This window comes from Halobacillus sp. Cin3, from assembly GCF_947311855.1.
Lineage (GTDB): Bacteria > Bacillota > Bacilli > Bacillales > Halobacillaceae > Halobacillus > Halobacillus kuroshimensis.
This window is the reverse complement of sequence record NZ_CAMZMV010000004.1, coordinates 118,014-142,783: the sequence shown is the minus strand read 5'-3', so window position 1 is coordinate 142,783 and position 24,770 is coordinate 118,014. Positions and strand designations below refer to the sequence as shown.

The window sequence follows — 24,770 nt, the reverse complement described above, 5'->3', positions numbered from 1 at the left end:
CCTCCTCATCGAATCGGCTCGTGAACGGTGACCAGCTTGACCCCGTCGGGAAACGTTGCTTCCACCTGGATATCGGGAATCATTTCAGGAACCCCTTCCATCACATCCTCCCGGGTCAATACAGCGGCACCATACTGCATCAAATCCGCCACCGTCCTTCCATCTCTCGCACCTTCCACCACTTCATAAGTAATAATCGATACCGCTTCAGGGTAATTCAGCTTCAAACCGCGCTCCTGTCTTCTTCGTGCCAGATCAGCAGCAAGCACAATCATCAACTTCTCTCTTTCCCGCGACGTCAGTTTCATAGTTTCCTCCCCAATCTCTTTGTCCTATCCAGCTTTCCGGTCCCTGACAAGTTCAATGACAGGCCTCAGCGTAATCATCAGTCCTGCGATGATCAGCCATCCAAAGGACAAGTACGTCCATCCTTTAAAAAAATCAAGGCTGTACTGATACCCCGTTAAAAACATAATGCCTGGAAAAATAATGATGAACACGGCCGTTAAGGATAAAGCCCATCTTGTACAAATAACGGCATCTTTACTCAGCTGACGCTCGTTTTCGCTCATAAGAATCCTCCTCTATGGGATCTGCTTCTTCATCGAAGCTGTGGAACTTATCTTTCAATGAGTCAAAATCAAACGATTGATTCGCATAAAGAGCATGACCAATGGATATGGCTCCACTCACTAAGAAAACTGTGATATTACCGAAGAACATCGGCTCCAGTTCCCCAAGCGACTGCACGGTGATTTCACCATAGATAGTGGAGGCGGAAACCAGCCATGCTGTAACACCAAGCACAAGCCCGGAGGACGCGCCGTAAAAAGTCCCGGCATTGGTCGCCTTTTTCCAAAGCAGACCGAGGGTAACCGGGATGACAGCACCGCTGACGAAAATCCCCATTGCCATATATACAAAGCTTAGACTGATACCAACCTTAAACAACAGAATCGAAAGGACGCCCATCATCAATCCGAATCCAAGGGTAACCTTTCTCGACATCGCTAATAACTGGTCACTCGAAGCACCCGGACGGATTGACGTCCGGTAAATATCCGTGACAATGATATTCGTAATAGCTGTCAGCTCGGCGGCTCCTGTAGACATAACCGCCATAAACAGCATGGCTAAAAATAAAATCGAACCGATACCACCCAGAAGGTAGGCCGCCATTTCCGGAGCCGCTGCATCCGGTGTCGATACCGCCACCCCAAGGCCGGCGGCACTGACACCAAGAAAAGTCGCAATCGCAAATGGAATGGAAAACCAGGCAAGCCCTCCGTATATATAAGCTTTGGAAGCGGCACTATCCTTACTCGCAATTGCTCGCTGCCAGTACGCCTGATCTACAAAGACCGCTCCAAAATTACCGATAATATTAACCATTCCGAACAAAAGACCCGGTATGGAAGCCATCGTCAGCATCGAGGCGGAAGAAGGCATGCTCTGCAATCCTTCATAAATCGGATCAATACCGAACTTCACATAAATGGCAGCAGCGAAGACAGCCAGGATGGCAAAAATCATAACAGTGTTGAAATAATCAGCGATGAAGGAAGCTTTCAATCCACCAATCATGGTGTAAATCGTGAATGTGAGAGGAATGAGGAAGGCGGCGGCATAAATATTCATGCCTGTCAGCGAGTTCAAGGCAATGGCTCCACCAAGGACGACCATCGCTGTCACAAGAATGTTGGTCATCAACGCAAAACCCATAATTAAACGGTGGTTCTTCTTATCAAAGCGCTGAGCAATGAATTCAAGAAACGTATGGGCTTTGGGGGCACGCTTTTTCAAGTTGATGGCTACTATCGCAAAAAGAAGCACTTGGATACAGGCACCAGCAGCATACCAATACGGTCCGCTGATGCCGTACTGAAATCCTGTAGCCGAGGACATCATTAACGTAGCCGCCCACGTCCAGGCAGCAATGATGGACGCACTTGCCAGACCGACACCAATGCTTCTGCCAGCGGTACTAAACTGTTCAGCGGTCATTTTCTGTTTTTTTCTGCGCTGCATCACAACCGTAACGACAGTGAAAAACAATCCAAACACAAGCAACAACAAATAACCAGCGTAAGTGGGAAGCATAATTTTCCTCCAATATTCTTAATATGCAGAATAATACAACAAATACTAACATACAATCAACACCCTATGTCAGAAAAACTAACATATTAATGTTAAGTAAGCGCTGACAACCCAGCCGTGCCATCGTTTCAAAAAAAAGGAAGAAAAAAACAAAAAAAAGACGATCGAATGATATCGACCGTCTCCAGCTTTATCTATTAAATTCAATAATGTTTCCATCGGGATCGGCGATGTACACCTGATGCCATTCCGTTTTATTGACAGGCTTGTTCAGCATCTCCACTCCGTGCTTTTCCATTCTTTCGATAAACGCCTCAACATCACGGACTCTGACCGCAAAATGTCCATCCCTGGAATCAATCTCGGTTGTACCGCGAAGCGTTTTTCCTTCTGCATAAGCAATCAAGTGAATCTGCGTTACGCCTACCTGATACCAGGCTCCGGGAAAGTCGAAATCAGGACGGTCCGGGCTTTCTTCAAATCCGAGCACCCCGCCATAAAAATGTTTGGCTTGTTCTATATCCGATACAATGATAGATACGTGGTGCAGTGATTCATACATGTACAGGTCCCCTTTCAAAAGTTACTCTGATATCAGTGTAATCCAATCTACCAGACTATTCCACTTTACGCTTCGCTTCATAAGCTTTTGAAGGCCTGTCTTTCTGACGGACGTTGGTCAGCCAGGCTTGATCGGCGTCGATCATTTTCTTCGCTGCGTATATCAGAATGAATTGAATGACGATGATCGGCAGACCCATAAGGCCTGATACGACATTCAATGGCGCCAGACCGCCGATCCTCATTAGAATCAAAGCAAAAGCAGTAATCACAGCCGCAATGATAATACGAAGCATCTTTGGCGGCTCAAAACGGCTCATATCCCGCGTACTTGTATAGGCGGCAATCGTATAAGTCGTGGAATCGAGGGTCGTCGTCAGGAAAATCAAGGCGACAATCATGAAGATGACAATGGCGATTTCTCCGAAAGGAAGCGTATTTAAAATTTCCGGTATCGCAGCCATACGCGCTTCTTCTTCAACGAAGTTCAAAATATCAAGATTTCCAGTCAGATAGCGGTGGACACCAAGCCCGCCAAGGACCCCTGTCGCCAGACAGGAAAGCAGCGTTGGAGCGAGCAGATAAGTGAGAATCATCTCCTTAATCGTCCGACCCTGTGAAATCTTTGCTGCAAACACACTGTGAAGCATGGCCCAGGTGGCGCTGTAGGCGAACCAGAAAATCGTGTTGCTTTGAATATGCGAAGTTTCCCCCTGATAGACCGATTCAGTGTTCAAGGAAAAATCCAGGTAGTTGGTCAAGAGCATCGATACACTATCCGTGAAGTAGTTCAGGATGAAAACACCTGGACCTCCGACGAGAATAAACAGGGCTAAAAAACCGGCAATATACATGTTCCATGTACTTAACCGTTTGATCCCTTTTTCGATGCCGAGATAAGCACTAAGGGAAAATAAAAAGACCCAGACGATGGTAACGATGATCGTCAGCGTGAAATCCACCTGGATACCGAGCAGATGAGAAAGGTTCTGCGTAATGATCGGCGCTCCCAGACCAAGCGTTACAGCTGCTCCGGAAAGAATACTGATTAAAAACAACACATCCAGCAACCGGCCTCCGATGCCGTCTGTGAACTTATCTCCGAACAAAATCCGGCAGGCCTCTGAAATTCTCATCAACGGGCGTTTTTTTACGTGAAGTATGTATCCCATCGCCGGTGCTATCATGACAAAAATAGCGAATACTTGAAAGCCCCATAAAAACATACTGTAGGCGTTCCCCCACAGCAGGGCTTCCGCAGAACCAGCCTCTACACCGGCCGGCGGGTCGTTGGCGACAGACGTCCACTGGAGCATTCCCGTCCGCATGATCGTCGATCCTACACCCATCGCGACCAGAATGGACGCGTACTCAAAAAGGGTGAACCTCGGCTTCTCCTTCGGATCCCCAAGAACCACTTTTCCGTATTTGGAAAATGCCAAGTAAAGACCTGCGGCGACCAGTAAAATGCCATACCATAAGTATCCCCAGCTGAATGATGACACAATCGAATCAAAGACTGTATTCATAAGTTCCAACGACTGTGATTCATACAGGGCAAAAGGGATACTGATGGCAGCCATCAGTAAAAGTGATGGAATGAATATTTTGTAATCAATCATTTTTTTATTCATGCTATCTCCTCCCAATTTCTGCATACCCGATGAAAAACGACCTATAACGATATTTTTCCAATAAAATATTTCCAACGAATCATTCCCCCTTGCCTTTCTTTGCTGATACGTTTACAAGAAAGAGTTGGGAGAACAAAAAAACCCGCCGGATCATCCGGCAGGATTCAGCGGAACCATTCCACAATTCCGATCATGCTGAGCAGCCCAAGTAGGAAAGAGAACGTAGCCAGACGCTCATAGCCATGACCATGGGTTTCCGGAATCAACTCCTTATAAACGATGAACAACATCGCACCAGCAGCAAAGGCGAGCCCGTAAGGAACGAGGAACAGAGAGATATGAACCACGTAAAACCCGATAAAACTGGAGACGCATTCGATCCCACCTGTCAGCACCGCCATAAAAAGGGCTGTCCGTCTTGAAACGTTTTGATGGAGAAGGAACAAAGCGACAAGGAACCCTTCCGGTGCGTTCTGAAGACCCATGGAAAAAGCGACGACCATTCCGAGATGCTCGACTTGACTGGCCAGGCTGGCACCGACCGACAACCCTTCCGGAATGTTATGGAGGGTCATCGCCGCTACAAGCATCAGCGATTGGTGCGGCAGCACGGGAGATTTCCTCGTATGATCCATATCTACATGGGGAAGAAGATACTCGAGCAGGTTCAAAATCAGCGCGCCTCCGAGTACACCAATACAAAGCACCGTTACATTGGTCAGCTTCAAAGAGGCCGGGATAAGGCCATAGGTAGATGCTGCCATCATCACACCAGCGGTATAGGCGAGAATGCTGTCCATTTTCCGGTGGGAGACCCGGCGGATCAGCAGGACCGGGAGGGCTCCCGCTCCCGTAGCCATGGCTGACAGGATCATAATCATCAGCGTCTCCTCCAACTGCTCCGCCCCCTTCCATCCATTGTTTTCTAGTATATGTACAGGCCTATGGAAAAGAACGTTCTATATCAGTATAGAAATCTACTTTCTCTTGATGGCTGCTAACCTAATTTTATAGTCTGCCGGCACCTGTCCATGCCAACCGTCCCTGGAGAACATATAGTAGTAGGGAGTCGAAAGGAACCTGTCTCATAGACAACCCTTTTGACTCGGACTCTCAAAGATGAAACATGCCTTGGTATTACAGAGGATTTTCCTCCAGGGCGGCGGCCTGAATCCCGGACATTTCCCCACCACCGTTCAACATGAACAGGCAGCCATTCCTCCACCTTCCATCATTGTAGAGAGCACTTTGAACGTGACCATTGAAAAGAGAGTTCCTTCCTGCGGAACCCTCTTTCTTTTTGTTTATTCGGTTCAAGATTCCCAGACATCCAAACGTTTGAACCGCTGCTGGTAAAGAAGCAGCTCCCCATGAAAAACCCCTTGCACGTGAAGGTCTCCTTTTCCATAACATTCCTGATGGACCAGGAAGGAAACGTTCTCCAGCTCCTTTTCCACCGGAGATGGATACGTTTGATAGATTTCCTTATGCATTTCCGCGCTTTTTGCTGTGTATTCCTTTTCCGAATAGGTGGGGAGTTCAGGAGTGATCATCGCGCCCACTTCCACCGTTTCCTCAAAAGGAACCCGTTTACAGATCCGCTTCAACTCCCCCCGTTCCTGATAATCCACGGATACAGTAAAACACCCGCGCAGAAATAGAAATGGGTACATAGGAGCAGAGATGTGAATGTCATGGACGGACCATTCCGTCTTCAGAATGGCACCGGAATGACAAGGAACAGGAATACTTTCCCGGATCTCCCATTCCAATGGAACATGAGCCAGAAGGACAGGCACTTTCACCGTTTTTTCTATGCTCTGGTCATTCCATGAATCCGACGAACCATCATCACAGACTGGACAGCTTGAAGAAGAGGATGAAGAAGAACTGGAAGAGGATTCACATGCAAATAAATCATCGATCCCACTGCCTGAAAAAGGGTCTTCACAGCTTTCGTCCTCTATAACGGACGAAACAGAACGGGGGTCTTCCGCAGGATGCCGTTCTACAGCCTTCTCCCCGGCATCAGAAGATTCTGTGGGCTGCGACATAGCTTTTTGAGAAAAGTAATGACTCTTGAACTCATTGGAGGATTCTACCATGGCAGAAGCAATATCTCCGAGGATGGGGTAATCATGATCGGCTTTAGAAACGAAGGACGCTTCTGCAGAATCCTCCGACTCTTCCAGAAGAGCAAATATTTCAGGGAGCACACCTCCCTCCTCTGCTGGTTCCGTCGTATCATCAAAGAACCCTCCGCTGGATTCATCAAGCATCGAAGAGAATTCAGCGGCAAGGGACGACTTTCGTTTTCTTATTTCGCCTTCATTCATTGGTATGCGGGTATTGTTTTCCACAGCCCTCTCCTCTTCCTCCGGTTTAAACAAGGCCATTTCCTCCTCTTCAACGGCAGAGGAAGGGAGAAACAACGGGCCGCCGCCCCTCGTTTCCTCTCCCCGCCCTGACAGATGACCGCCCAGGAAACTTCCACGATCCTTAGGATTGACCCAGTGTGTCTGTTGAAAAGTAATGACATCACGTTTCATAGATATGAAAGGACGCCTCCTTTCCTCCCTCTTTTCCTATGAATCAATCACCGTTGCTTGTAGATGCGACACGGATCTGCTGTTTCTGCAGGACGTTCACACAGATATCCAGCACCATCTTCTCCTCTATCTTTGTGAAATACCCTTCATGAAAAGGGGCTTTCCCTGGAAGAGGCATGCGGTCCAATGCTTCATCCCACTCCACGATCCGGCTCGACAGCAGTTCACAGTAAGGCAGTTCATTATAAAATTGACTGCTTTCCTGATGATACTGGGAAATGTCACTGCTGATATGCTGGTCTTTTTCCGGAAATCCCTCTGGTAAAGATTTGGATCGGACAAAATCAAATTCTTCCCGTGTATTGTTCTTCGGCATCACCGGCATGGAAAGAAAATCCTTAATTTCAGTCACCTGTTCGAAAGGGACATCCACCGTAAAGGAATGAAGGTCGGAAGCCACACTCTTATCTGTCGGCATTTCAATTTCACTGCACGGGCTGGCATATTGGATATTCTTTCGTACGAATCCTTTAATAAACAGTTTTTTAGATGGCAGCAGCAGGCGGCATTGGGTTAAGTGCACACGTTTCTTAATATCTTTGATCTCAAGCACCGGCTCTGGAAAAGTGATCGTTTCACTGACATGGATCTGAAGCTTCAGTTCTGCGAGTACGACAGGAACCTTCGTTACAATCTTGCCGATACTTACATGCGGTTTTCTTTCACAGTGAAGCTCCAAGCCGTCCTCTTCGTTAAACACACCTGTCATTTGTCTGCCCCCTAATCAAAATATACCCACATCGTATGTAGCTGCCTTTTCTGTGTCTGGGCTCTTATCCTGATTTCAAGACAATGGTGGAACAGCAAAAAAAGATAACAGCCCTGATGGACTGTCATCTTTTTCAATTATAGAGCGTCTACGCGTACCTGTTGGTTTTGAAGCACTTTAATGGTGAATCGCACCTGCATTTTTTCAACGATATGACGGAAGTACGCTTCATCAACCGGGCTGTCGCCAAAAGAGCCACGATCTGTCGCTTCGTCCCACTCAAGAATCTGACTGGAAACAAGCTCACAGAATGGCAGCTGGTTGTATCCTTGGAAACTTTCCTGATGGAACTGGGAAAGGTCACTGGACAGATACTGGTCTTTTTCCGGATATCCTTTACCAAGGTCCTGGGCTCTGAAAAAGTCGTATTCGTCTCTACGATTGCGAAGAGGCAGTTGAGCAGGTGAATCCAATTCGATGGTAGTCATGCACTCAAACGGCACTTTCACAGTAAGGGACTTGATTTCAGAAGACACACATTCGCCCTCAGTATCATGACAAGGTGTCGCGTATTGAATGTTTTTACGGACATACCCTTTCAGGAACAACGGGAACGGCCCTGCCGAAAACTGATCATCATCTCCTGTGGACGTACGCGTAAGCAGACGACACTGGGTAATGATGACACGCTTTTTGATATCTTTGATTTCAAGTACCGGGTGTGGGAAGGAGATGTTAGCGACGAGGTTAGTCGTAACATTATAGGCTCCCAGTTCAACCGGAATCCGGACGATACGCTCTCCACTTGGAGTGATCGGAGTATCCGCACTTGAATTTGTACACTGTTCAATAGAAGCTGATTCATTCAGGTTGACACAGTGACGGTCATTTTTTCTCATGATGTTTTCCTCCTTTATAGTAACCTCACTGTAGTCTATGCTCTATGATTTCGAAGGCATGGTCACTTGCATTAGTATAAACGTGGAACTTTTAAGACAAGTTCCTGTAAAAGATTTATAGAAATGGTCCGCCCAAATCTATCAGAGGCCCCCGGGGGGAGTACTGGCACAGCCTGGAAAGCTGCGCATATGCTTTAACGTCAGGAGGTAGAAAATGAAAAACGAGCATATTTTCTCTGTAGATATCGGGAACAGCTGGTATAAGATTCTCGCATCAGATGACGGTGGTTTCATGGATTATCAAATCCCGAACGCCGTCGCTTTGTTTGATGAAGAGTTTTATGAAATGCCATATGACGAGGAAGATGTGGATTATGAAGAAAACATGATTGTGGAAATCAAAAGCCCGGCCATCCAGGACCGACGGAACATTTACTACATCGGCAAGTCAGCGGTCAAACAGAGAAATGTCAGCCTGACTTCTTTTAACAATCAAAAGGTTGATGAAGAACGGACGTATATTCTTCTTTTTGCCGCTGCTGCTTACCACGCCCTGCTCGGCAGTGGTTCAGAAAAGGATGTCGAGTACACGATCGATCAACTGGCGGTTTCTCTGCCGACCACCCAGTACAAGCGCCGGAAGGATACGTTGAAAAACCGGCTCACCGGTACGCATACAATCATTTTCCATAAAGTGCCCGGGATCCGGGAACCGAAAGAAGCAGTGGTAACTCTTCATATTGAGGATGTGATTGTCGGGGCAGAAGGCGCCCTCGCCTATCTGGCCCTCACCCGCGATCCCGAAACGCTCGCCGTCTCCGATGAATCGCTGGTGAAAGAATCGGAGCGTGGAGTCATCATTGGAGACCTCGGAGGAGATTCCGTCGACTTTGTCGGTATCAAACACAATAAACCGGTAGCTTCTGTGGAAGGTGAGCCGTTCGGCATCAACCCTTTTCTCGATACCATCATACAAAAAGTAAGCCAGAATGAGCTGTACAGCTTCAACTCCAGATCGGAACTGGAAGAAAAACTGGCACGCGGCCAGTCTGAATGGTATGTAGAACCTTTTGCAGGCGTAAAAAAGGATATCAGCCGCTACATTCTCCCGCAGCTGCGATTGATGGCTGGAAAATATTTGGAGCACTTCGACCGCGTCCGTTCAAGTTCACACGAAATCAAGGGGGCAGCGCGCTATATCGCCGTCGGAGGCGCAGCCCAGATTGCCGAGCGTCAGATTCGTGAAGCTGCTGTGTCCTGGAGTGAAAAAGGCCGCCCGATTGAATTGACATTCCCGGAGGAAATGGCCAAATTGAACGTACGAGGGTTGATGATTCTTGCTAAAATGCAGCTCTTCAGTAAAAAACAGACCGCTGACAGGTCATAAGGGTGAGAAGGTGAAACGATGTCACACACCTACCGTGATTACTTCAACGAAACCGTTGTCACCATTCCTGAGAAATATATAGACGTCAGGACCGGACACGCGCAGACCGTCGAAGCGGATGTGATAAAAGAACTGGCCTACCACGCGGAAAATAATACGCTCCAGCACTTCCTTCTTTCTGCCCTGCACCAGTACTTATCCGCACCGGCAGCAGGAGGCACCCCTGGAGGAGACCCTGTACTCGACGAACTCCGCACCATCAAAGAAATGCTCACCAGAGGCGCCTTTTCATCCGGCCCTTCAAGCAGGAAAAGCGTCCCGCCCCTGGCTGCTTCTGCTTTCATTGATCAAAAAGAAATCGAAGACATGTTGGAAGCTTTCGGAGGCTGAATCAGAAAAGCCGGCTGCGGCCGGCTTTTTTGATGGAGTCGATTCAAAGCGACACTTTGTTTGAATTTTTTTCAGCTTAATGGAGTCGGACAGCCGGGAGACAGGTAACCGCACAGAAGCAGGATAAATCTACGGTGATGCAGATGCCCGTACCTGCCAGGTCACGAACGGCTTTTCCATCAATCTGGCTGCATGCGGAGTGCTTCTGTTTCGAGTCATCCTTCCAATCCGACTTAAATACTAGCAGTTCAAGGACCGCACACCCATCATGGACATCCTTCACTTTGAAAAGGTACGTGTGGACACACTTGAAGGTTTCTTTTTTCGCATGGCACGAATACGTTGTCACGCCTGTTCCCTTGAAGGGATCACAGCCACAGTAAAGAATGACCGGAACGGTGTTCTTCTTTACTTTATGATCCCCGAGCAGAGAATCAATGGATTGCTGGCATGACGTGTGACAGCTGTCATCTTCCACTCTGTCCTGAGCATAAACAATGGCCTCCAGTACATCTTCCACGCAGTTTTTATAATGCTTCATTTTTTTGGATTTTCCACAGTGGTCTTTATGTTTATGGTCGTAACCGTAACTTGAGCTTTCATAATCATAACTCATCTTTTTCACTCCTTATTCATTCAGTCCTGATAGTATACGCCGCACATCTCATTCTGTTTGATGTGTGCGCCCATGCGGGCATGAATAACTTTTTCCGGAATTTCAAATAAAATTGTTTATTTTCCAAATGTTTGCTATATTGAAAGAGAAAATTGAATAGCGTTGTAGATACAGGTTCCTTTTCTTTCAAAGAAAAGGACTAATAGGGAAACCGGTTAAAATCCGGTGCTGTCCCGCAACTGTAATTGGGAGTGTTCCGTACATACCACTGTCTTCACAAACGAAGATGGGAAGGTTCCGGAACGCCATGATCATAAGCCAGGAGACCTGCCTGTATCAGCAGACATCAAAACCTACGAGGATAGGAGGTGTTAAGTGCGGTCGGATGGTTTCCATATAGGCAGTTTTCTGCCTGTTTGTTTGCTTTTCAATACGTAAACTTAACAACTTCTAAAAGGAAGTTGTTTTTTTATGGTCGATATTTTGTAAGGGATGAGGTGAAGTCCTGTTGGCGTCGCTAAAAGAAGAATTTTTGAACCATTTGAGATCCGGCATCATGCTTTATGTTTGTAGTGGAGCGCCTCACACACTGGAGGATATGTATGAAACTCTTCAGGAGGGACTGACGGATAAAGACAGCGATCTTGCTCATTTGAAGGAAGCTTACCAACAGGTACGTCGGGAAATGATCGGCTGACCTCTCGTTTTTTGTAAGCGTTTACCTAACCAAAGGAGGAACCACATGGATAAAACGACGACGTTTCAACCCGGGTTGAACGGTGTGATTGCTGCGGAAACGAAACTTTCCTACCTGGATGTAGAAGCTGAAGAAATCGTCATCCGCGGCTATGATCTGATTGAGCTGGCTGAAAAACGGCAGTACATCGACTTGATTCAACTTCTTCTGAAAGGCCGCCTCCCTGACGGAGCGGAGCAGCAGGAACTTGAGGAAACCTTAAAATTAGAAGCTCCTCTTTCCGACAGTTTGGTTCAACTATTAGCTAAGCTCCCTAAAGACACTCATCCTATGGACGCCTTACGGACCGGAATCTCAGCCCTCGCCGGGTACGATAAAAACCTCGGTGAGCGAAAAAATCTGGAACAGACGATCCTGCGTCTGCTGGCGAAAATTCCTGTAATTACCGCCGGCAGCTATCACCTTCTGCAGGAGAAAAGTATTCTGGAGCCTGATCCAGACCTATCCTACAGTGCGAACTTTTTGTATATGCTGACTGGACGCGTTCCGGATGAGCAGGAAGCGTCGATTTTCGACCAATCCTTAATGGTCTACAGCGAACATGAAATGCCGAATTCCACGTTTACCGCCCGGGTCATTGCTTCCACCAATTCGGATTTATATGGAGCCCTCACGGGAGCTGTCGCTTCTCTTAAGGGGAACCTTCACGGAGGGGCCAACGAAGCCGTCATGCACATGCTGCTTGAAGGCAGATCTGTCGAAGGTTTTCGACAACTTCTGTTGGAAAAGCTCGCCCGCAAGGAGAAGGTGATGGGCTTCGGCCACCGGGTGTATATGAGGAAAATGGATCCCCGCGCCTCTTTAATGAAGGAAGCCCTGCGGAAGCTGGCAGCTGTAAAAAACAGAGAAGACCTGCTTGAGTGCTGTGAAGCAGGAGAAGAGTTGATGAAGGAAGAAAAAGGATTGTATCCGAATCTGGATTATTATGCCGCTCCTGTCTATTATCTGCTCGGCATCCCGATTGATTTGTATACACCGATTTTCTTTTCCGCACGCACGCTCGGCATCTGTGCTCATGTGGCCGAACAATATACGGATAACAAATTGTTCCGCCCTCGGGTTCATTACACAGGACCACGGGGACTGCACCCTTAAAGGGCTGCCTTCCCTCATCAAATATTCAAGCAAAGGTGGAGATGGAAGATGAATGAAACGCAAGTGCAGCAGACCGGGATCGATCCAGTTCTAAGAGAAATTGCTTCCTATGCGGTGCACGGGGAAATTACAAGTGAAGAGGCGATGGAAACGGCTCAATACGTCTTAATGGATACGCTCGGGTGCGGATTTTTAGCGCTCCGTTATCCGGAATGCACGAAACATCTGGGACCGATCGTTCCTGGAACGGTTGTGCCTGACGGGGCACGGGTTCCGGGGACATCTTATGTCCTCGACCCTGTCCATGCCGCGTTTAACATCGGGTGCATGATCCGGTGGCTCGACTACAACGACACATGGCTTGCTGCTGAATGGGGCCACCCTTCCGATAACATCGGAGGCATCCTTGCTGCAGCCGATTACATCAGCCGGACACGCCTCCGTTCGGGCCAGGAACCGATGACGATGCATGAAGTCCTCGAATACATCGTGAAGGCTCACGAAATTCAGGGGATTCTTGCCCTTGATAACAGCCTGAACCGGGAGGGACTTGACCATGTGCTCTTCGTAAAAGTAGCGACGACAGCTGTCGTGACTGCTATGCTTGGCGGGAAAACGGAAGACGTTACAAACGCTGTATCCCAGGCGTGGATTGATAACTCAAGCTTACGTACTTACCGGCATGCTCCGAACACCGGGTCAAGAAAATCATGGGCCGCCGGGGACGCCACAAGCCGCGGGGTGCGTCTGGCATTGATGACGATGAAAGGTGAAATGGGCTATCCTACCGCCCTTTCTGCTGACGGATGGGGATTTCAAGATGTCCTGTTCAGCGGAAAAGAACTGACCCTTTTACGTTCCTTCGGTTCTTACGTTATGGAGAATATTTTATTTAAAATCTCCTTCCCTGCTGAATTTCACGCTCAGACAGCAGCGGAAGCCGCGATCCATCTGCACAGTCAGGTGAAGGATAAACTGGATGAAATAGAAAAAATTACAATTACCACCCATGAGTCAGCCATCCGGATCATTGATAAAAAAGGGCCGCTCCACAACCCGGCGGACCGGGATCACTGCCTTCAGTACATTACCGCCATCGGCCTCCTGTACGGCGAATTGAACGCCGATCATTACGAAGATGAAACCGCCCGGAACCCGGCGATCGATAAACTGAGAGATTTGATGGAAACCATCGAGGAGGAGACCTATACCCGGGACTACCTGGATCCTGACAAGCGTTCCATCGCCAATGCCGTCCAAGTATTTTTCTCAGATGGGACTTCCACAGATCCGGTTGCTGTGGAATATCCAATTGGTCACCGCAGACGCCGGGACGAAGGCCTCCCGTTATTATTGAACAAGTTTCAAAACAATGTAAAAACCCGGTTTTCATTCAAACAGACGAATAAACTATTGAACCTGTGCGAAGATTACGAAGCTCTAACACGGACGACGGTCCCGCAGTTTATGAACGAATTCCAATTATGATGAAGGAGGAATGACCGATGACATGGCTCGTGCAGACCGCCTCAACACAGAAAGAACGTGCTCAGGAATTTCAACGTTTAATGAAAAGCGGGAACCTGTTGAAAATCCCCGGTGCCCATGACGGGATGAGTGCCAAAATCGCGAAGGACCTTGGCTTCCAGGCCCTCTACTTATCAGGAGCCGCTTATACGGCCAGTCAGGCCCTTCCTGATCTCGGCCTGATTTATTCCAATGAAATGGCTGGGAAAGCCCGGGAAATCGTCCGGGCTTCCGACCTTCCCCTTCTCGTTGATATCGATACGGGGTATGGAGGCGTGCTGAACGCGGCAAGAGCAGCGAAGGAGATGGTGGAAGCCGGAGCCGCAGCTGTACAGATTGAAGATCAGCTGATGCCTAAAAAGTGCGGCCACCTAAACGGAAAGCAATTGATTCCCCAGGAAGAAATGATGCAGAAAATCCAAGCCATCAAAGAAGCGGCTCCCGACTTAATTGTCGTGGCCAGGACGGATGCCAAAGCGGTCGAAGGAATCGATCAAGCAATCAACCGTAGCCAGGCTTATATAGAAGCCGGTGCCGACGCCATCTTCCCGGAAGCTTTCATAAGCGAGGAGGATTTCAGACGGGCCTCTTCTAATCTGAATGCTCCGATTCTCGCCAATATGACGGAGTTCGGACGGACACCCTACTACACAGATCAGCAGTTTGCCTCGTTCGGTGCGGACATGGTCATTTATCCAGTTACTTCCCTGCGTGCGGCAGCGAAAGCCTATGAACGGGTCTTTTCTGAAATTCTAGAAAAAGGTACGCAGGAGGAGAAGCTTCAGGATATGCAGACGAGACAGGAACTCTATGAAACCATTGATTATTATGACTACGAAGCCTTGGATGAAAAAGTAGCGAAAACCATCCTCCCGGAAATCGACAGCAGGAACAGATAACTCTTCCATGGATTTAAACAAGTGTTCCATATCATCATGTAAAAACCTGTCCGGTGTTGAAATTTCATCCGTGGACAGGTTTTACATTCACCGCTTCACCGCATCCTCCACTTTCCACTGATTATCATGAACATTTCCTTGAAGAAACCGGGCGGGTCATGACTGTTCTTTTAAAAATGAGCCGAACGTCGCGGACTGTCCTGTCTTTCCTATGTATTGAAAGACTCTTTAGGAATATGGATGGACACCTTCGACAACGAACGCCAGACTTTTCAGGTGGCCCCCTGTATAAAGTCGAGCCTCTTTCCCTTTTTCCTCTACCTGCACTCGAGACCCCTCTTTACAATATTTGCTAGAATGAGAGAGCATTCCATTATGTTCAGGGAGGATTCTTATGTCAAAAAAAACTGTGACTCTTTTATTGTCTGCCGGATTAGTTTTCAGCAGCCTGCCTTCTGCCGTCCTGGCAGATCCACCACCTGCGGGGAGCCAGGCCGACCACGCCTTTGATAACAAAGTCATCAAGAAAATCAATGCAGACCGCCTTTTCGAACGGGTGCGTGACCTTTCTCAAGTCCCTCGGGAAGCGGGAACACAAGGGGAATGGAGCGCTGTTCAGTACATTAAACAGGAATTCGAAAGCTATGGATACGAGACTGAGATCCAGCCCTTTACTTTTCAGGAGTGGGAGTCAGGTCAGCCATCCATTACCGTGAATGGCACCCCTTTTACCGGAGGCATCCACACGTTTTACGGATCCATCAACCGGACCGTTGATGCGCCTCTTTATGATGCTGGACTCGCTGGACCAGAAGATGTGACGGATGAAGCCGAAGGAAAAATTGCCTTGATCGAGCGGGGCGAATACAGTTTCTATGAAAAAATACAGAATGCCATTGAACATGGAGCCGTTGGGGTGATCATGTACAACCGCGAAGGATCGTCAGGACAGACATTCGGTTATACATACGAAAATCAGGATATCCCCGCCGCTGCCATCAGTCGGGAAGATGGTCTGAAACTCGCAGAGAAACTGAAAAAAGAAACACTCTCAACGAACTTGACGATTCAAGGAGCGGGCACGGTCGACAAAACCTCTTATAATGTGATCGCTTCCATGAAACCACACAAAAATAAAGATACCGGACAAATCGTTACCGTCGGAGCCCACCACGATTCTGTCGCAGATGGACCGGGGGCCAATGACGACGCTTCAGGAGTATCCGGTGTATTGGAGCTTGCCAAAATCATGGCCAAAACCCCTACAGACACGGAATTGCGCTTTATGACCTTCGGAGCTGAGGAAAAAGGGCTCGTCGGGTCCTATCATTATGCGGACTCTTTGAGTGAGGAAGAAGCCAGCCGCATCAGCGCCCACTTTCAAATGGATATGGTAGGCAGCAGGGACTCGGGGGATTTGATCATGTTCACTCCTGACGGGAACAAAAACCTTGTGACAGATTTAGGAGCATCCGCCGGTGCACGCGTAGCGGAAGTCGTAGAGTATGGACAGCTCGGCCGAAGCGACCACGTTCCTTTCTTTGAACGAGGCATCCCCTCTGCCTTATTCATCCATGCACCTCTTGAGCCATGGTATCACTCCCCACAGGATACTTTGGACAAAATCAGCCGTGAGAAGCTGAAGGAAACGACTGAAATTGTAGGAGCCGCCGTTTACCAAATCGCCCGTCCGGATACACCGGCCCTGGAAAATGCAAGAGTAGCTCCCGGACCGGTTCATTATGAATTTGACGACCGGCCACTATAAGTCAAGAAGTCCGTCTTCCGGCGGACTTTGCCTCTTTTTAAGGAGAAGAATGTAGTTTTAGCTTCAAACCTCCTGATCTTTTCTTTTATACTTAGAGGAAGTACAGAAAGAAAGGATAGGAAACTATTGATGTTATACATATGGAAAATCGAAGAAATCATCCAGCAGACGATCAGCGACCATCAACTGGATATCAGCTGGGCAGCAGACAATCAATTGAAGGCTCCGATGAGCTTTAACGTCTCCAACAATACACTGACCTTTAATTACCTTGAGGTGAACGGCTTCATGAGTAAAGCCCATCTGGGCATCGCAAAGGAAGCTTATGTACAGCTGATGATCTGTCATGAACTAGGGTATTACCTTACGTTCAAAAAGCATAAGCACGACCTCCGTACACTCATGTACGGGGAAGACGAAGAAGTTGCCGCATTGAAAGCGACGATTGAAACGAACGCCTGGGATTACGGACGGACGCTCGTGCCTGAGCCATTGAAGGAGGCGTACGATCAGCTCCGCCGGCAGAACGAACAGCTCCTGCGGGGGCTTTGATTGAATCCGTCCATTGGAACTATTCTTTCAGCCCTTTTTAAGGATTATAATAAAATCATCGTGTCGGAATAAAGTTCTTTTCCTACTTTTCTCATCTTTTTAGAGGATTTTTACTTTTTTTGGAGAAATAGTAAACTATAATACTTTGACTGTCACTGCTCTCATTGATTAGGCTTATAAAAAGGATGGTGGATGGTTTGTTCAAGAATCGTATATTCAAGAATATTCTATTCCAATGGATGCCGCATAAGGAACAGAGTGTTTGCGAGCGTAAACTCGTCAAGGCGATCAAGCGCTTGAAAATTGAAGATTTTCATTTCAACTGGGATCGGAACAGCTGTTTTATTGAGTTTTCCTACCAAGGAGAAGTGTACAGACTGGAACATTCGGTGGACAAAGCTAAAGAACGCGGGATTATCTTAAGAAACGGCCTGGACTGTCTGAATGAATTGACCCAGTCTCTGGAAGATCTCGGTGTCATCATCGACCGCGGAATGTACAATTTCGAAACATGGATCATCGGAATGAGGCAGCCGAAAGCAGGAATATCCGCTGCAGAGTATGAAGAGGAGTTTCATATCCGGTATAAATCATCCGCTCCTAAAGCCCCTTCAGAATTCGCACGCCCTGAGGATGCAGCCGCATTCCGTGAACCTTTACCTGAATACAACGATCAGGAAAAAAGCTACCAGCGCTTTTAAAAGATCGTGAGAAAAGATAAAATCCTGAAGGGATCTGCCAGCGATACGACTCGTTTTCAGCTGGAAAGGAAGCATATAAGAGGAGATTTTCTGCTGAACAGAAAATCTCCTCTTTTTTAAACCTTCCAACAGGGAGGTTGTAAGAAGCGGCCGGCAACGCCTGTGGGAAAAGCACAAGTCGATGGAATGTGCTCATAAAAAAGAAGAGTTTTCTAGCTTTCTTCATAAATCCCCTCCCCCATACAGACACTTCCACCCCCCTTACATATAGTGAATAAGTAAGGAGGTGTTGATCATGGGGGTCAATACAGGATGCAGCGCAGAATTCTGGGGGGCACTTCAAAATATCCCTCAGTGGCCGGAAGCTTATTCCATATGCGACCGCGTCAATACTGTTTTCGATGTCTGCATTTACAAAGATAACCTCAATCTTCTATTCGCTCTCAATCTTCCCATCCCTTCCACCCCGACACAGGAGCTGGCCCTGCAAGGAACGGCCGCTCTTCTCAATGCAGCGCATTCACTTGTGAACTATCCACTTACGGAAGATGAAGTCATTGCCATTTTCCAGGAAGCTGTTGAAACAGAAGATTATGAAGATGCCATAAGCCTGTTCGCTGCCTACAACAACCTCTTCTGTCCGCTGTAAATGATAGCAGTATGGGCCCATCCCCTGATATTCAGGGGATTTTTTTATCCGGTGACATACGCACGGAACCAGTTGAGATCACGGTTCCTGTGTCCAAGAAAGGAATGAAAAACGTGATAACGAGCAAATGGAGAAAACATGTATGGATGAAGCGGTCTCCCGTCATCCGCCCTTTTCTTCCGGAAACAAAACGGCTGACCCCTGATACGATGCTGGATATGATTCAAAGACATAAGCAGGTCATTTTAAAGCCTGCGCGCGGATATAAAGGCCGAGGGGTCATACAGCTGTCCGATCTAGGGAACGATTCCTTTGAATGGCACGTGAATCATAAAAAAATCCGGTCCTCCCGTTTATCCGGACTTTATGAGCATTTTACCAACACGTATAGCACCGGACGTTACCTGATCCAACAGAAAATCTCCCTCGCTGAATTCGACGGATGTCCGTTCGATTTCCGGGTTATGGTCCAGAGGAAATCAACGCAGACTGCCTGGCACGTGACAGGAAAGCTCGCCAGGGTCGCCGCCGCCCCTTTTATCGCCACCAACTATACAAAACAGGTGCTGACTGCGGAACAAGCCGCATCTGGGGCCTTTGGAGAAACAGCGGCCGTGGATCTTATGAAGCAGATGGATGAGCTCGGTTTACATGCTGCCCACCATATCGCTCCTTATTATGTGGAGCACCGCCTGTTCGGCCTCGATATAGCCATAGATAAGGACGGTCATTTATGGATCATTGAAGTGAATACGAAACCGGATATTGGGATGTTCAGAAATTTACCTGACCTTACTGCCTATAAGACGATCCGCTCCTACAAAAAGGGTTAAGCTTTACCTGAAAATCCGGTCAACGATTTTGCGTAGGCGAGCGGGGAACGGTAGACACTGTGCTTCAAAGATTCATCCCCGATCCTCACAAGGCTTGCGTGGCCGTAGTTGGCATTCACTTCGAGAAAATAAAGATCTCCCTTGTCACTAATGATGAAATCGAGGGCGATATCCCCAAAGTGACCCACGTCCTCATCCAGACGGGCGGCAGCCAGCAGACAGGCGGCCTCCACTTTCCTCTCCAGTCGCGCGCGCTCTTTTTTTCCGATCCCGTAAAACTGTTGGAGGGCGTCCGTCCCTTTCATTACCTTTTCGGTATACCTCAAATTGGTGATGACGCTCCCCGTCCGGGCGATTCGTCCGACAAATCCGCGCATCTTCCACGAAGAATCAGGATCTTTTTGAACGTAGGCTCTGAAGTCCACTTGTTTTCCATCCGCCGCATAAGGAACTCCTTGTTGAATCAGCCCTCTTTTCCTGTCGGGAATATCCGAGAGATACGCTTTCAACTGCCCCTCGCTGGAAAATACCTCCTGCTTCTGCTCTCCTTTCAGCACCCTCGTGACGATATAGCGGTCGGCTTCTTTCTTCATTTGAATCATGCCATACCCTTTGGCACCAAACTTCCGTTTCCAATAAACGATGGTATATTGATCAATCAACGCCATCAGCCGTTCGTCTGTGGAATATTTTTCTGTATGAGGTACAAGCTTTTCTGTCGCCGGGTCCTGTCTGAGCGCACAGTAAAACCCCCACTTCCCAGCTCCTCTTCGATTAAAAAAACGTCCGGAGGTCAAGTCATCCAACAATCGATAGGTCCGCTCTCCACCGGCACTCGGGCGGCTGAACACAGCACTTGGAAAAGGGAAAGTCCCCATACAGAAGCCCTTTTCCAAACCGGCAAAGCCATACCCCGTCACCGATTCCCCTTCCGATTGGACACCATTTCTAGGAAAAACAATGACAAGTCCTTTTAAATTTTTGTAATCCACCACCCAGCGGCGCATAATTCTTAAGACACTCGGGCGGATGTTTTCCAGAGAAGTCCCCCTCAAAATCCCAAGGACCGGACCAAGATGAAAGCCATCTTTTTCAGACATCCATTCAAAGTCAATATCCTCAGGAATGGTGAGACCATGAAGCAGGTCATAGGAAAATTCCACCACATCTTCATTCACATGATTGTGGTAAAAGACAGAGGTACTCCGCTTCCAAAGACCAAGGTGCACATCCAAAGAAGTCCCCCCCTCCTGTCCCAGAATGTCTTTCATAGATGGGTGGAAAGCAACGGATGCCTGGCTCAGCTCTGCATTCTTTTTTATAAACAAAGGGCTCCCTCCAACCTGTAAAAACCATCGTAGTAAAAGTTAGTCACACGCTTCTATTGTCCACGAATACCATATGCTGTACCTCAAACCAATGAGAGGGGATACAGGATGCACGGCGCCATTCACATTCAAAAAGAAAATGGGGAAGGGCGGGATTTCCACCTTCCACATCACATCCTTCAACAGCTGTCTATTCAGGAGGAAACTCCGATGATCGTCGAATTCGGTTCAAAAGCTGCGGCTGTCACAATAAAAGGAACGAAGGAACGACACGCACGCCTTTGCACACGGACCGCCGATGAACTGCTTTTCCCTGACCAGGGAAGCTTTCAACTGCGTAATGATGAAGGCCATCTCAGGATTGGTCCTCATTTAGGAATATTAGCGGCAGGCAGGGAAAAATACCTGCCGGGAAAAAGAAAACGATTCAACCGTGTGCTGCAGAATGATCCGCTCCAAAGCGGCATTCTCACCATTTTTTCTCTGGACGGCATTCAATCCAGACACACGCAGTTGAGCGGATACATGTATAACCCACTTGATGAAAGCTGGGAGAAAAGACTTCTCCCCTACCCCGATGTTGTGTATAAGCGTATGTCGTTAAAGAAAGAGCTGAAGTTGAGTTTCGAACGTCACGTAAACGGTGCCGTCTTTAATCAAGCTGTTTATTCGAAATGGCAGGTCTATCAGTACTTAAAGAAGGATCCGTCCCTTCTCCCGCACCTGCCTCCTACCGCTCTTTTTACAGGAGGTTCAGAAGCCGTCGATTGGATGAACCAGTGGGGATCGTTATTTTTAAAACCTGTCAAAGGGTCATTCGGACGTAAAACGATTCAAGTTTCACCTTCTGCCGGAAGCCGGACGTGGCATGTACGGACGAGAGAAGATGGAACGAACATGGAGAAATGCCTGACTCCGGAAGAAGCAGCCATCCACCTGAATAAATCCATCGGTCGAAAACCATACCTTGCACAGAAATGTCTGGACATTGCTTTCAATCACCAAGTGATCGATTACCGGATCTATCTGCATAAGGATAGGCAGGCTGAGTGGAAAGCTGCTGGATGGGTCGCTAAGACAGGTGCTCCACAAAGTATCATCAGCAATCTCGCCGGCGGTGGTCTTGCCTCTTCCGCAGAGGATGTGGTGAGGTCATGTTTTTCCCTTTCCAAAGAAGAGGTCGACCATCTCCGTGAAGAGGTTTTTTCTGTTTGCTGCCGGGCAGCTGAACGCTTAGAGCAGGAGTCCGGAACCGTTTTTGGCTACTTTGGTGTGGACATTGCTTTGGACCAAAAAAGAAAGATCTGGCTGATTGAAATGAATCACCGGTATGTGGATGACCGGCTTCCCCTTTATGCAGGAGAAAATGAGTTGTATTGGCACATACAAAAATCCTACGTAGATGCATTGAAAGGTATGTGTGGTTTTCCACAGGAACATATCCCGGACCCCCGGTAAAGAAAGGGACATGAGGTTATGGACTGCATCGTCTTTTTAGAAACACACAAATCCGGATCCAGTAGAGATGCCATTGAGGCAGCCGTGCAGATGGGCTATTTCACCATCCTTCTCACCCAGCAGATGAAGAAGATGAACCAGCGCGAAGAGTATCCCGATGTGCATCAAATGATTTTCGCCAAAGATTTACAGGATAAAGACGTCATTTACGAGCAGCTGGCGATTATAAATAAACAAGAAAAACAAATCAAAGCCTTCATTAGTTTCGTGGACCCTTTTGTTCGTCTAGCTGCAGAAATGGCAGCTGAACTGGGTTTAATTTCTCTGTCTGTCCCCGCTTTGTATCATATGGAAGATAAAACAAGGTTCAGGGAAATATTGAACGGACACCCCGCAGCTCCTAAGCATGCGGTTCTCTCATTGGAGAAAGATGCTGATACGTTGTTTCATACTTACGCCGAACAACTGCCCTTTATTTTGAAGTCCCCTGTTTCCAATGGCTCCAAAGACGTTCTCTTAATCAAAGACAAGGAGGCTTTCCTGGATGCCTGCACCTATTTCAAAAGGCAGTCTGGTCTGTCCTCCCTCCTACTAGAAGAATATGTGGAAGGTCCCCAGTATCTGATTGAGATCATTGTCGAACATGGAACGGTTCAGCTGGCCGCTGTCATTGAACAGATCATCTCTAAAGAAGCCCGCTTCATCATCACCGGTTATCTTATGCCGGCGCCGCTCTCTGATTCCAGTACCGAAGAACTGCAGACGACCATCGAAAATATCGTTCACCATCTTGGCCTCACACATGGCACATGCCACGCGGAAATGAGGAAGACGGACTCCGGGTGGAAACTGATTGAAATCAATCCCCGGATATCCGGGAGTGCTGTCAACCAGCTGATTTATGAATCCACCGGCATTTCCTTAGTAAAGGAAACGTTGAAGTTGAACCTGGGAGACAGGATTGACTGCATCCCGAAGAAACAGCTCTCCGCCTATGCTCACTTCATCACCATCCAAGGCAGGGGGAAGTTGATTAAAGTAACAGGAAAACAGAAAGCGAAAACTGTGGCGTCTATAAAAAAAGTCTACGTAAAGCCGCGCAGAGGGGCGATTTTGTCCGCTCCTGTATCCATGGGACACCGTTATGCGTATGTCATCGCTTCTTCACCGGATAAAGACGAAGCTGTCAACGCAGCAAAGTCAGCAGCGGAGAAAATCAAATTTCATTTAGAACCGATATAGGGTGTGGAATATGACACGGATCGGAATGCTTCATTACCGTCAAAAACCCCATCACGTCACGAAAGCTTTTGCTTATGCAGCTGCAGCAAAAATGCATGGATCAGATTTTTTCTATTTCTCTTATTCAGGGATTGATTTTGACCACAGACGCATCAAAGGGTGGATTTATCAGGAAGGATCCTGGCACGAAAAGGATCTCCCCTTCCCTGAGGTCATCATCAATATCAGTGCGCCCAGAACCTCTAAGCAGAAAGCCGTCAGCCGTGCTCTCCGCAGACAGATTCCGTTTATCAGCCGATCGATTGGCAGCAAGCTGACTGTCTATAACAAAATCAAACGAGGAAAAACGTTTGCGGGCCACCTGATTCCGAGCCATCCGCTTCAATCAACGGAAGATGTCCAGTTGTTTCTTCAAGATCACCCGGAAGCCGTCATCAAGCCTCACTCAGGCCGGAAAGGAGAATCCATCCACTTCATTACAAAGCTTGAGGATGGATCCGTTACCTGGCAGACCGGATTAGAGAAGCAGACCTGTCCGCGGGAGGTTTGGGAAAAGAAAGTCACCGACCTTCTTCAAAACAAAAAATATTTGATTCAGCCGTATATCGACAGTCGGACGAATGCGGGATTCAGCTATGACTTCCGCCTCCATGTCCATAAAAATGAAGAAGGCCGGTGGCAGACGGCCTTGATCTATCCACGAATCAGTGGAACCAAGCGATTAACAAGCAATGTCAGCCGGGGAGGCTACCGTGGAGAACTTGTGCCCTTCCTCAAGGAAGAATTCGGCCGTGAATACTACAATATCAAGCAGCTCCTTGAGTACTTTGCTGTGCAGTTCGCCACGCATTTCGAAACGTTATACCCCGGACGTTCTTTCGATGAAATCGGAATCGATGCAGCCGTTGACCGCCATCAAAAGCTGTGGATTTATGAAGTGAACTGGCGTCCTGGGAGCCGGCACAGGGAGTTTTCCATTGCCCGGCATATGATTCCTTATGCTTGTTACATGGCTCAGCAGTATAAGTCCTGAAGCTGATCGAAAGGGGATGGAAA

At 47.9% G+C, this 24,770-nt stretch carries 25 protein-coding genes and 1 riboswitch; of the genes, 14 read left to right on the top strand and 11 right to left on the bottom strand.

What is annotated here, in order from left to right; genetic code table 11:
- Positions 1-5: 5 nt before the first annotated feature.
- The 9 genes from QMA39_RS13785 to QMA39_RS13745 form a co-directional block, all read right to left on the bottom strand.
- Positions 6-308, bottom strand: coding sequence for an urease subunit gamma (locus QMA39_RS13785; RefSeq protein ID WP_027955684.1), 303 nt, complete (start codon positions 306-308; stop codon positions 6-8).
- Between the two features lie 24 nt (positions 309-332).
- Entirely contained in the window at positions 333-572 is a 240-nt protein-coding gene (locus QMA39_RS13780) for a hypothetical protein (RefSeq protein WP_027955683.1), read from the bottom strand.
- Positions 544-2,100 carry a sodium:solute symporter family protein gene (locus QMA39_RS13775; protein ID WP_027955682.1) on the bottom strand — a complete coding sequence of 519 codons (1,557 nt, stop codon included), beginning with the start codon at positions 2,098-2,100 and terminating at the stop codon, positions 544-546. The genes QMA39_RS13780 and QMA39_RS13775 overlap by 29 nt, the downstream gene beginning before the upstream one ends.
- Positions 2,101-2,290: 190 nt before the next feature.
- A complete protein-coding gene (locus QMA39_RS13770; protein ID WP_281659063.1) occupies positions 2,291-2,662 on the bottom strand; it encodes a VOC family protein in 372 nt (123 codons plus the stop codon).
- Positions 2,663-2,717: 55 nt separating this feature from the next.
- The gene (locus QMA39_RS13765) at positions 2,718-4,295 is read right to left on the bottom strand and encodes a BCCT family transporter (RefSeq protein ID WP_281659062.1); all 1,578 of its coding nucleotides are present in this window, start codon (positions 4,293-4,295) and stop codon (positions 2,718-2,720) included.
- Positions 4,296-4,459: 164 nt separating this feature from the next.
- Positions 4,460-5,191, bottom strand: a complete 732-nt coding sequence (locus QMA39_RS13760) for a ZIP family metal transporter (RefSeq protein ID WP_206933831.1) — start codon at positions 5,189-5,191, stop codon at positions 4,460-4,462.
- A gap of 417 nt (positions 5,192-5,608) precedes the next feature.
- Positions 5,609-6,844, bottom strand: a complete 1,236-nt coding sequence (locus QMA39_RS13755; RefSeq protein ID WP_206933829.1) for a hypothetical protein — start codon at positions 6,842-6,844, stop codon at positions 5,609-5,611.
- Between the two features lie 43 nt (positions 6,845-6,887).
- Positions 6,888-7,613: a CsxC family protein gene (locus QMA39_RS13750; RefSeq protein WP_051254711.1), complete on the bottom strand. Its 726-nt coding sequence runs from the start codon at positions 7,611-7,613 to the stop codon at positions 6,888-6,890.
- Between the two features lie 137 nt (positions 7,614-7,750).
- Positions 7,751-8,512 carry a CsxC family protein gene (locus QMA39_RS13745; RefSeq protein ID WP_281659061.1) on the bottom strand — a complete coding sequence of 254 codons (762 nt, stop codon included), beginning with the start codon at positions 8,510-8,512 and terminating at the stop codon, positions 7,751-7,753.
- A gap of 214 nt (positions 8,513-8,726) precedes the next feature.
- Between QMA39_RS13745 and QMA39_RS13740 the strand changes: the two genes are divergently transcribed.
- Both QMA39_RS13740 and QMA39_RS13735 read left to right on the top strand, forming a co-directional pair.
- A complete protein-coding gene (locus tag QMA39_RS13740; RefSeq protein ID WP_027955674.1) occupies positions 8,727-9,899 on the top strand; it encodes a ParM/StbA family protein in 1,173 nt (390 codons plus the stop codon).
- 18 nt (positions 9,900-9,917) lie between these two features.
- Positions 9,918-10,289 (top strand): hypothetical protein, encoded by a 372-nt coding sequence (locus QMA39_RS13735; RefSeq protein ID WP_281659060.1) that lies wholly within the window; start codon positions 9,918-9,920, stop codon positions 10,287-10,289.
- Between the two features lie 76 nt (positions 10,290-10,365).
- Here the strand turns inward: QMA39_RS13735 and QMA39_RS13730 are convergent, their stop codons facing one another.
- The gene (locus QMA39_RS13730; protein WP_242520364.1) at positions 10,366-10,905 is read right to left on the bottom strand and encodes a CotY/CotZ family spore coat protein; all 540 of its coding nucleotides are present in this window, start codon (positions 10,903-10,905) and stop codon (positions 10,366-10,368) included.
- A 155-nt stretch (positions 10,906-11,060) separates the two neighbouring features.
- Positions 11,061-11,255: riboswitch (cobalamin riboswitch) on the top strand.
- Positions 11,256-11,413: 158 nt separating this feature from the next.
- On the opposite strand from QMA39_RS13730, the gene QMA39_RS13725 reads away from it, so the two are divergent.
- From QMA39_RS13725 to QMA39_RS13685, 9 genes are all read left to right on the top strand, one after another.
- The gene (locus QMA39_RS13725; protein ID WP_027955671.1) at positions 11,414-11,602 is read left to right on the top strand and encodes a hypothetical protein; all 189 of its coding nucleotides are present in this window, start codon (positions 11,414-11,416) and stop codon (positions 11,600-11,602) included.
- 45 nt (positions 11,603-11,647) lie between these two features.
- Positions 11,648-12,757 carry a citrate synthase gene (gene mmgD, locus QMA39_RS13720; RefSeq protein ID WP_206933822.1) on the top strand — a complete coding sequence of 370 codons (1,110 nt, stop codon included), beginning with the start codon at positions 11,648-11,650 and terminating at the stop codon, positions 12,755-12,757.
- A gap of 48 nt (positions 12,758-12,805) precedes the next feature.
- Positions 12,806-14,245, top strand: a complete 1,440-nt coding sequence (locus QMA39_RS13715; protein ID WP_281659059.1) for a bifunctional 2-methylcitrate dehydratase/aconitate hydratase — start codon at positions 12,806-12,808, stop codon at positions 14,243-14,245.
- Between the two features lie 17 nt (positions 14,246-14,262).
- A complete protein-coding gene (prpB, locus tag QMA39_RS13710; RefSeq protein WP_206933818.1) occupies positions 14,263-15,183 on the top strand; it encodes a methylisocitrate lyase in 921 nt (306 codons plus the stop codon).
- A gap of 394 nt (positions 15,184-15,577) precedes the next feature.
- Positions 15,578-16,951, top strand: coding sequence for a M28 family peptidase (locus QMA39_RS13705; RefSeq protein ID WP_281659058.1), 1,374 nt, complete (start codon positions 15,578-15,580; stop codon positions 16,949-16,951).
- Between the two features lie 129 nt (positions 16,952-17,080).
- Entirely contained in the window at positions 17,081-17,503 is a 423-nt protein-coding gene (locus tag QMA39_RS13700) for a hypothetical protein (protein ID WP_206933815.1), read from the top strand.
- 197 nt (positions 17,504-17,700) lie between these two features.
- A complete protein-coding gene (locus QMA39_RS13695; RefSeq protein WP_027955665.1) occupies positions 17,701-18,204 on the top strand; it encodes a hypothetical protein in 504 nt (167 codons plus the stop codon).
- Between the two features lie 295 nt (positions 18,205-18,499).
- Positions 18,500-18,853 (top strand): hypothetical protein, encoded by a 354-nt coding sequence (locus tag QMA39_RS13690; RefSeq protein ID WP_281659057.1) that lies wholly within the window; start codon positions 18,500-18,502, stop codon positions 18,851-18,853.
- Between the two features lie 113 nt (positions 18,854-18,966).
- Positions 18,967-19,686, top strand: coding sequence for a YheC/YheD family protein (locus QMA39_RS13685; protein ID WP_281659056.1), 720 nt, complete (start codon positions 18,967-18,969; stop codon positions 19,684-19,686).
- Here QMA39_RS13685 and QMA39_RS13680 read toward each other — a convergent pair.
- Complete coding sequence (locus QMA39_RS13680; RefSeq protein ID WP_281659055.1) at positions 19,683-21,014, bottom strand: YheC/YheD family protein; 1,332 nt, start codon at positions 21,012-21,014, stop codon at positions 19,683-19,685. The genes QMA39_RS13685 and QMA39_RS13680 overlap by 4 nt on opposite strands.
- Before the next feature lie 108 nt (positions 21,015-21,122).
- Here QMA39_RS13680 and QMA39_RS13675 point away from each other — a divergent pair, with 108 nt between their 5' ends.
- From QMA39_RS13675 to QMA39_RS13665, 3 genes are read left to right on the top strand one after another with little or no spacing between them, the layout of a single operon-like run.
- The gene (locus tag QMA39_RS13675) at positions 21,123-22,472 is read left to right on the top strand and encodes a YheC/YheD family protein (RefSeq protein ID WP_281659054.1); all 1,350 of its coding nucleotides are present in this window, start codon (positions 21,123-21,125) and stop codon (positions 22,470-22,472) included.
- Between the two features lie 18 nt (positions 22,473-22,490).
- Complete coding sequence (locus tag QMA39_RS13670) at positions 22,491-23,714, top strand: ATP-grasp domain-containing protein (protein WP_281659053.1); 1,224 nt, start codon at positions 22,491-22,493, stop codon at positions 23,712-23,714.
- A gap of 10 nt (positions 23,715-23,724) precedes the next feature.
- On the top strand, positions 23,725-24,747 hold the full coding sequence (locus tag QMA39_RS13665; protein ID WP_281659052.1) for a YheC/YheD family protein: 1,023 nt from the start codon (positions 23,725-23,727) through the stop codon (positions 24,745-24,747).
- The last annotated feature ends 23 nt before the right edge of the window (positions 24,748-24,770 follow it).

Bases quoted from the DNA above. Each gene is read 5' to 3' on its own strand.
- QMA39_RS13785 (WP_027955684.1), bottom strand. From the start codon at position 308: ATGAAACTGACGTCGCGGGAAAGAGAGAAGTTGATGATTGTGCTTGCT.
- QMA39_RS13780 (WP_027955683.1), bottom strand. From the start codon at position 572: ATGAGCGAAAACGAGCGTCAGCTGAGTAAAGATGCCGTTATTTGTACA.
- QMA39_RS13775 (WP_027955682.1), bottom strand. From the start codon at position 2,100: ATGCTTCCCACTTACGCTGGTTATTTGTTGTTGCTTGTGTTTGGATTG.
- QMA39_RS13770 (WP_281659063.1), bottom strand. From the start codon at position 2,662: ATGTATGAATCACTGCACCACGTATCTATCATTGTATCGGATATAGAA.
- QMA39_RS13765 (WP_281659062.1), bottom strand. From the start codon at position 4,295: ATGAATAAAAAAATGATTGATTACAAAATATTCATTCCATCACTTTTA.
- QMA39_RS13755 (WP_206933829.1), bottom strand. From the start codon at position 6,844: ATGAAACGTGATGTCATTACTTTTCAACAGACACACTGGGTCAATCCT.
- QMA39_RS13750 (WP_051254711.1), bottom strand. From the start codon at position 7,613: ATGACAGGTGTGTTTAACGAAGAGGACGGCTTGGAGCTTCACTGTGAA.
- QMA39_RS13745 (WP_281659061.1), bottom strand. From the start codon at position 8,512: ATGAGAAAAAATGACCGTCACTGTGTCAACCTGAATGAATCAGCTTCT.
- QMA39_RS13740 (WP_027955674.1), top strand. From the start codon at position 8,727: ATGAAAAACGAGCATATTTTCTCTGTAGATATCGGGAACAGCTGGTAT.
- QMA39_RS13735 (WP_281659060.1), top strand. From the start codon at position 9,918: ATGTCACACACCTACCGTGATTACTTCAACGAAACCGTTGTCACCATT.
- QMA39_RS13730 (WP_242520364.1), bottom strand. From the start codon at position 10,905: ATGAGTTATGATTATGAAAGCTCAAGTTACGGTTACGACCATAAACAT.
- mmgD (WP_206933822.1), top strand. From the start codon at position 11,648: ATGGATAAAACGACGACGTTTCAACCCGGGTTGAACGGTGTGATTGCT.
- QMA39_RS13715 (WP_281659059.1), top strand. From the start codon at position 12,806: ATGAATGAAACGCAAGTGCAGCAGACCGGGATCGATCCAGTTCTAAGA.
- prpB (WP_206933818.1), top strand. From the start codon at position 14,263: ATGACATGGCTCGTGCAGACCGCCTCAACACAGAAAGAACGTGCTCAG.
- QMA39_RS13705 (WP_281659058.1), top strand. From the start codon at position 15,578: ATGTCAAAAAAAACTGTGACTCTTTTATTGTCTGCCGGATTAGTTTTC.
- QMA39_RS13700 (WP_206933815.1), top strand. From the start codon at position 17,081: ATGTTATACATATGGAAAATCGAAGAAATCATCCAGCAGACGATCAGC.
- QMA39_RS13690 (WP_281659057.1), top strand. From the start codon at position 18,500: ATGGGGGTCAATACAGGATGCAGCGCAGAATTCTGGGGGGCACTTCAA.
- QMA39_RS13675 (WP_281659054.1), top strand. From the start codon at position 21,123: ATGCACGGCGCCATTCACATTCAAAAAGAAAATGGGGAAGGGCGGGAT.
- QMA39_RS13670 (WP_281659053.1), top strand. From the start codon at position 22,491: ATGGACTGCATCGTCTTTTTAGAAACACACAAATCCGGATCCAGTAGA.
- QMA39_RS13665 (WP_281659052.1), top strand. From the start codon at position 23,725: ATGACACGGATCGGAATGCTTCATTACCGTCAAAAACCCCATCACGTC.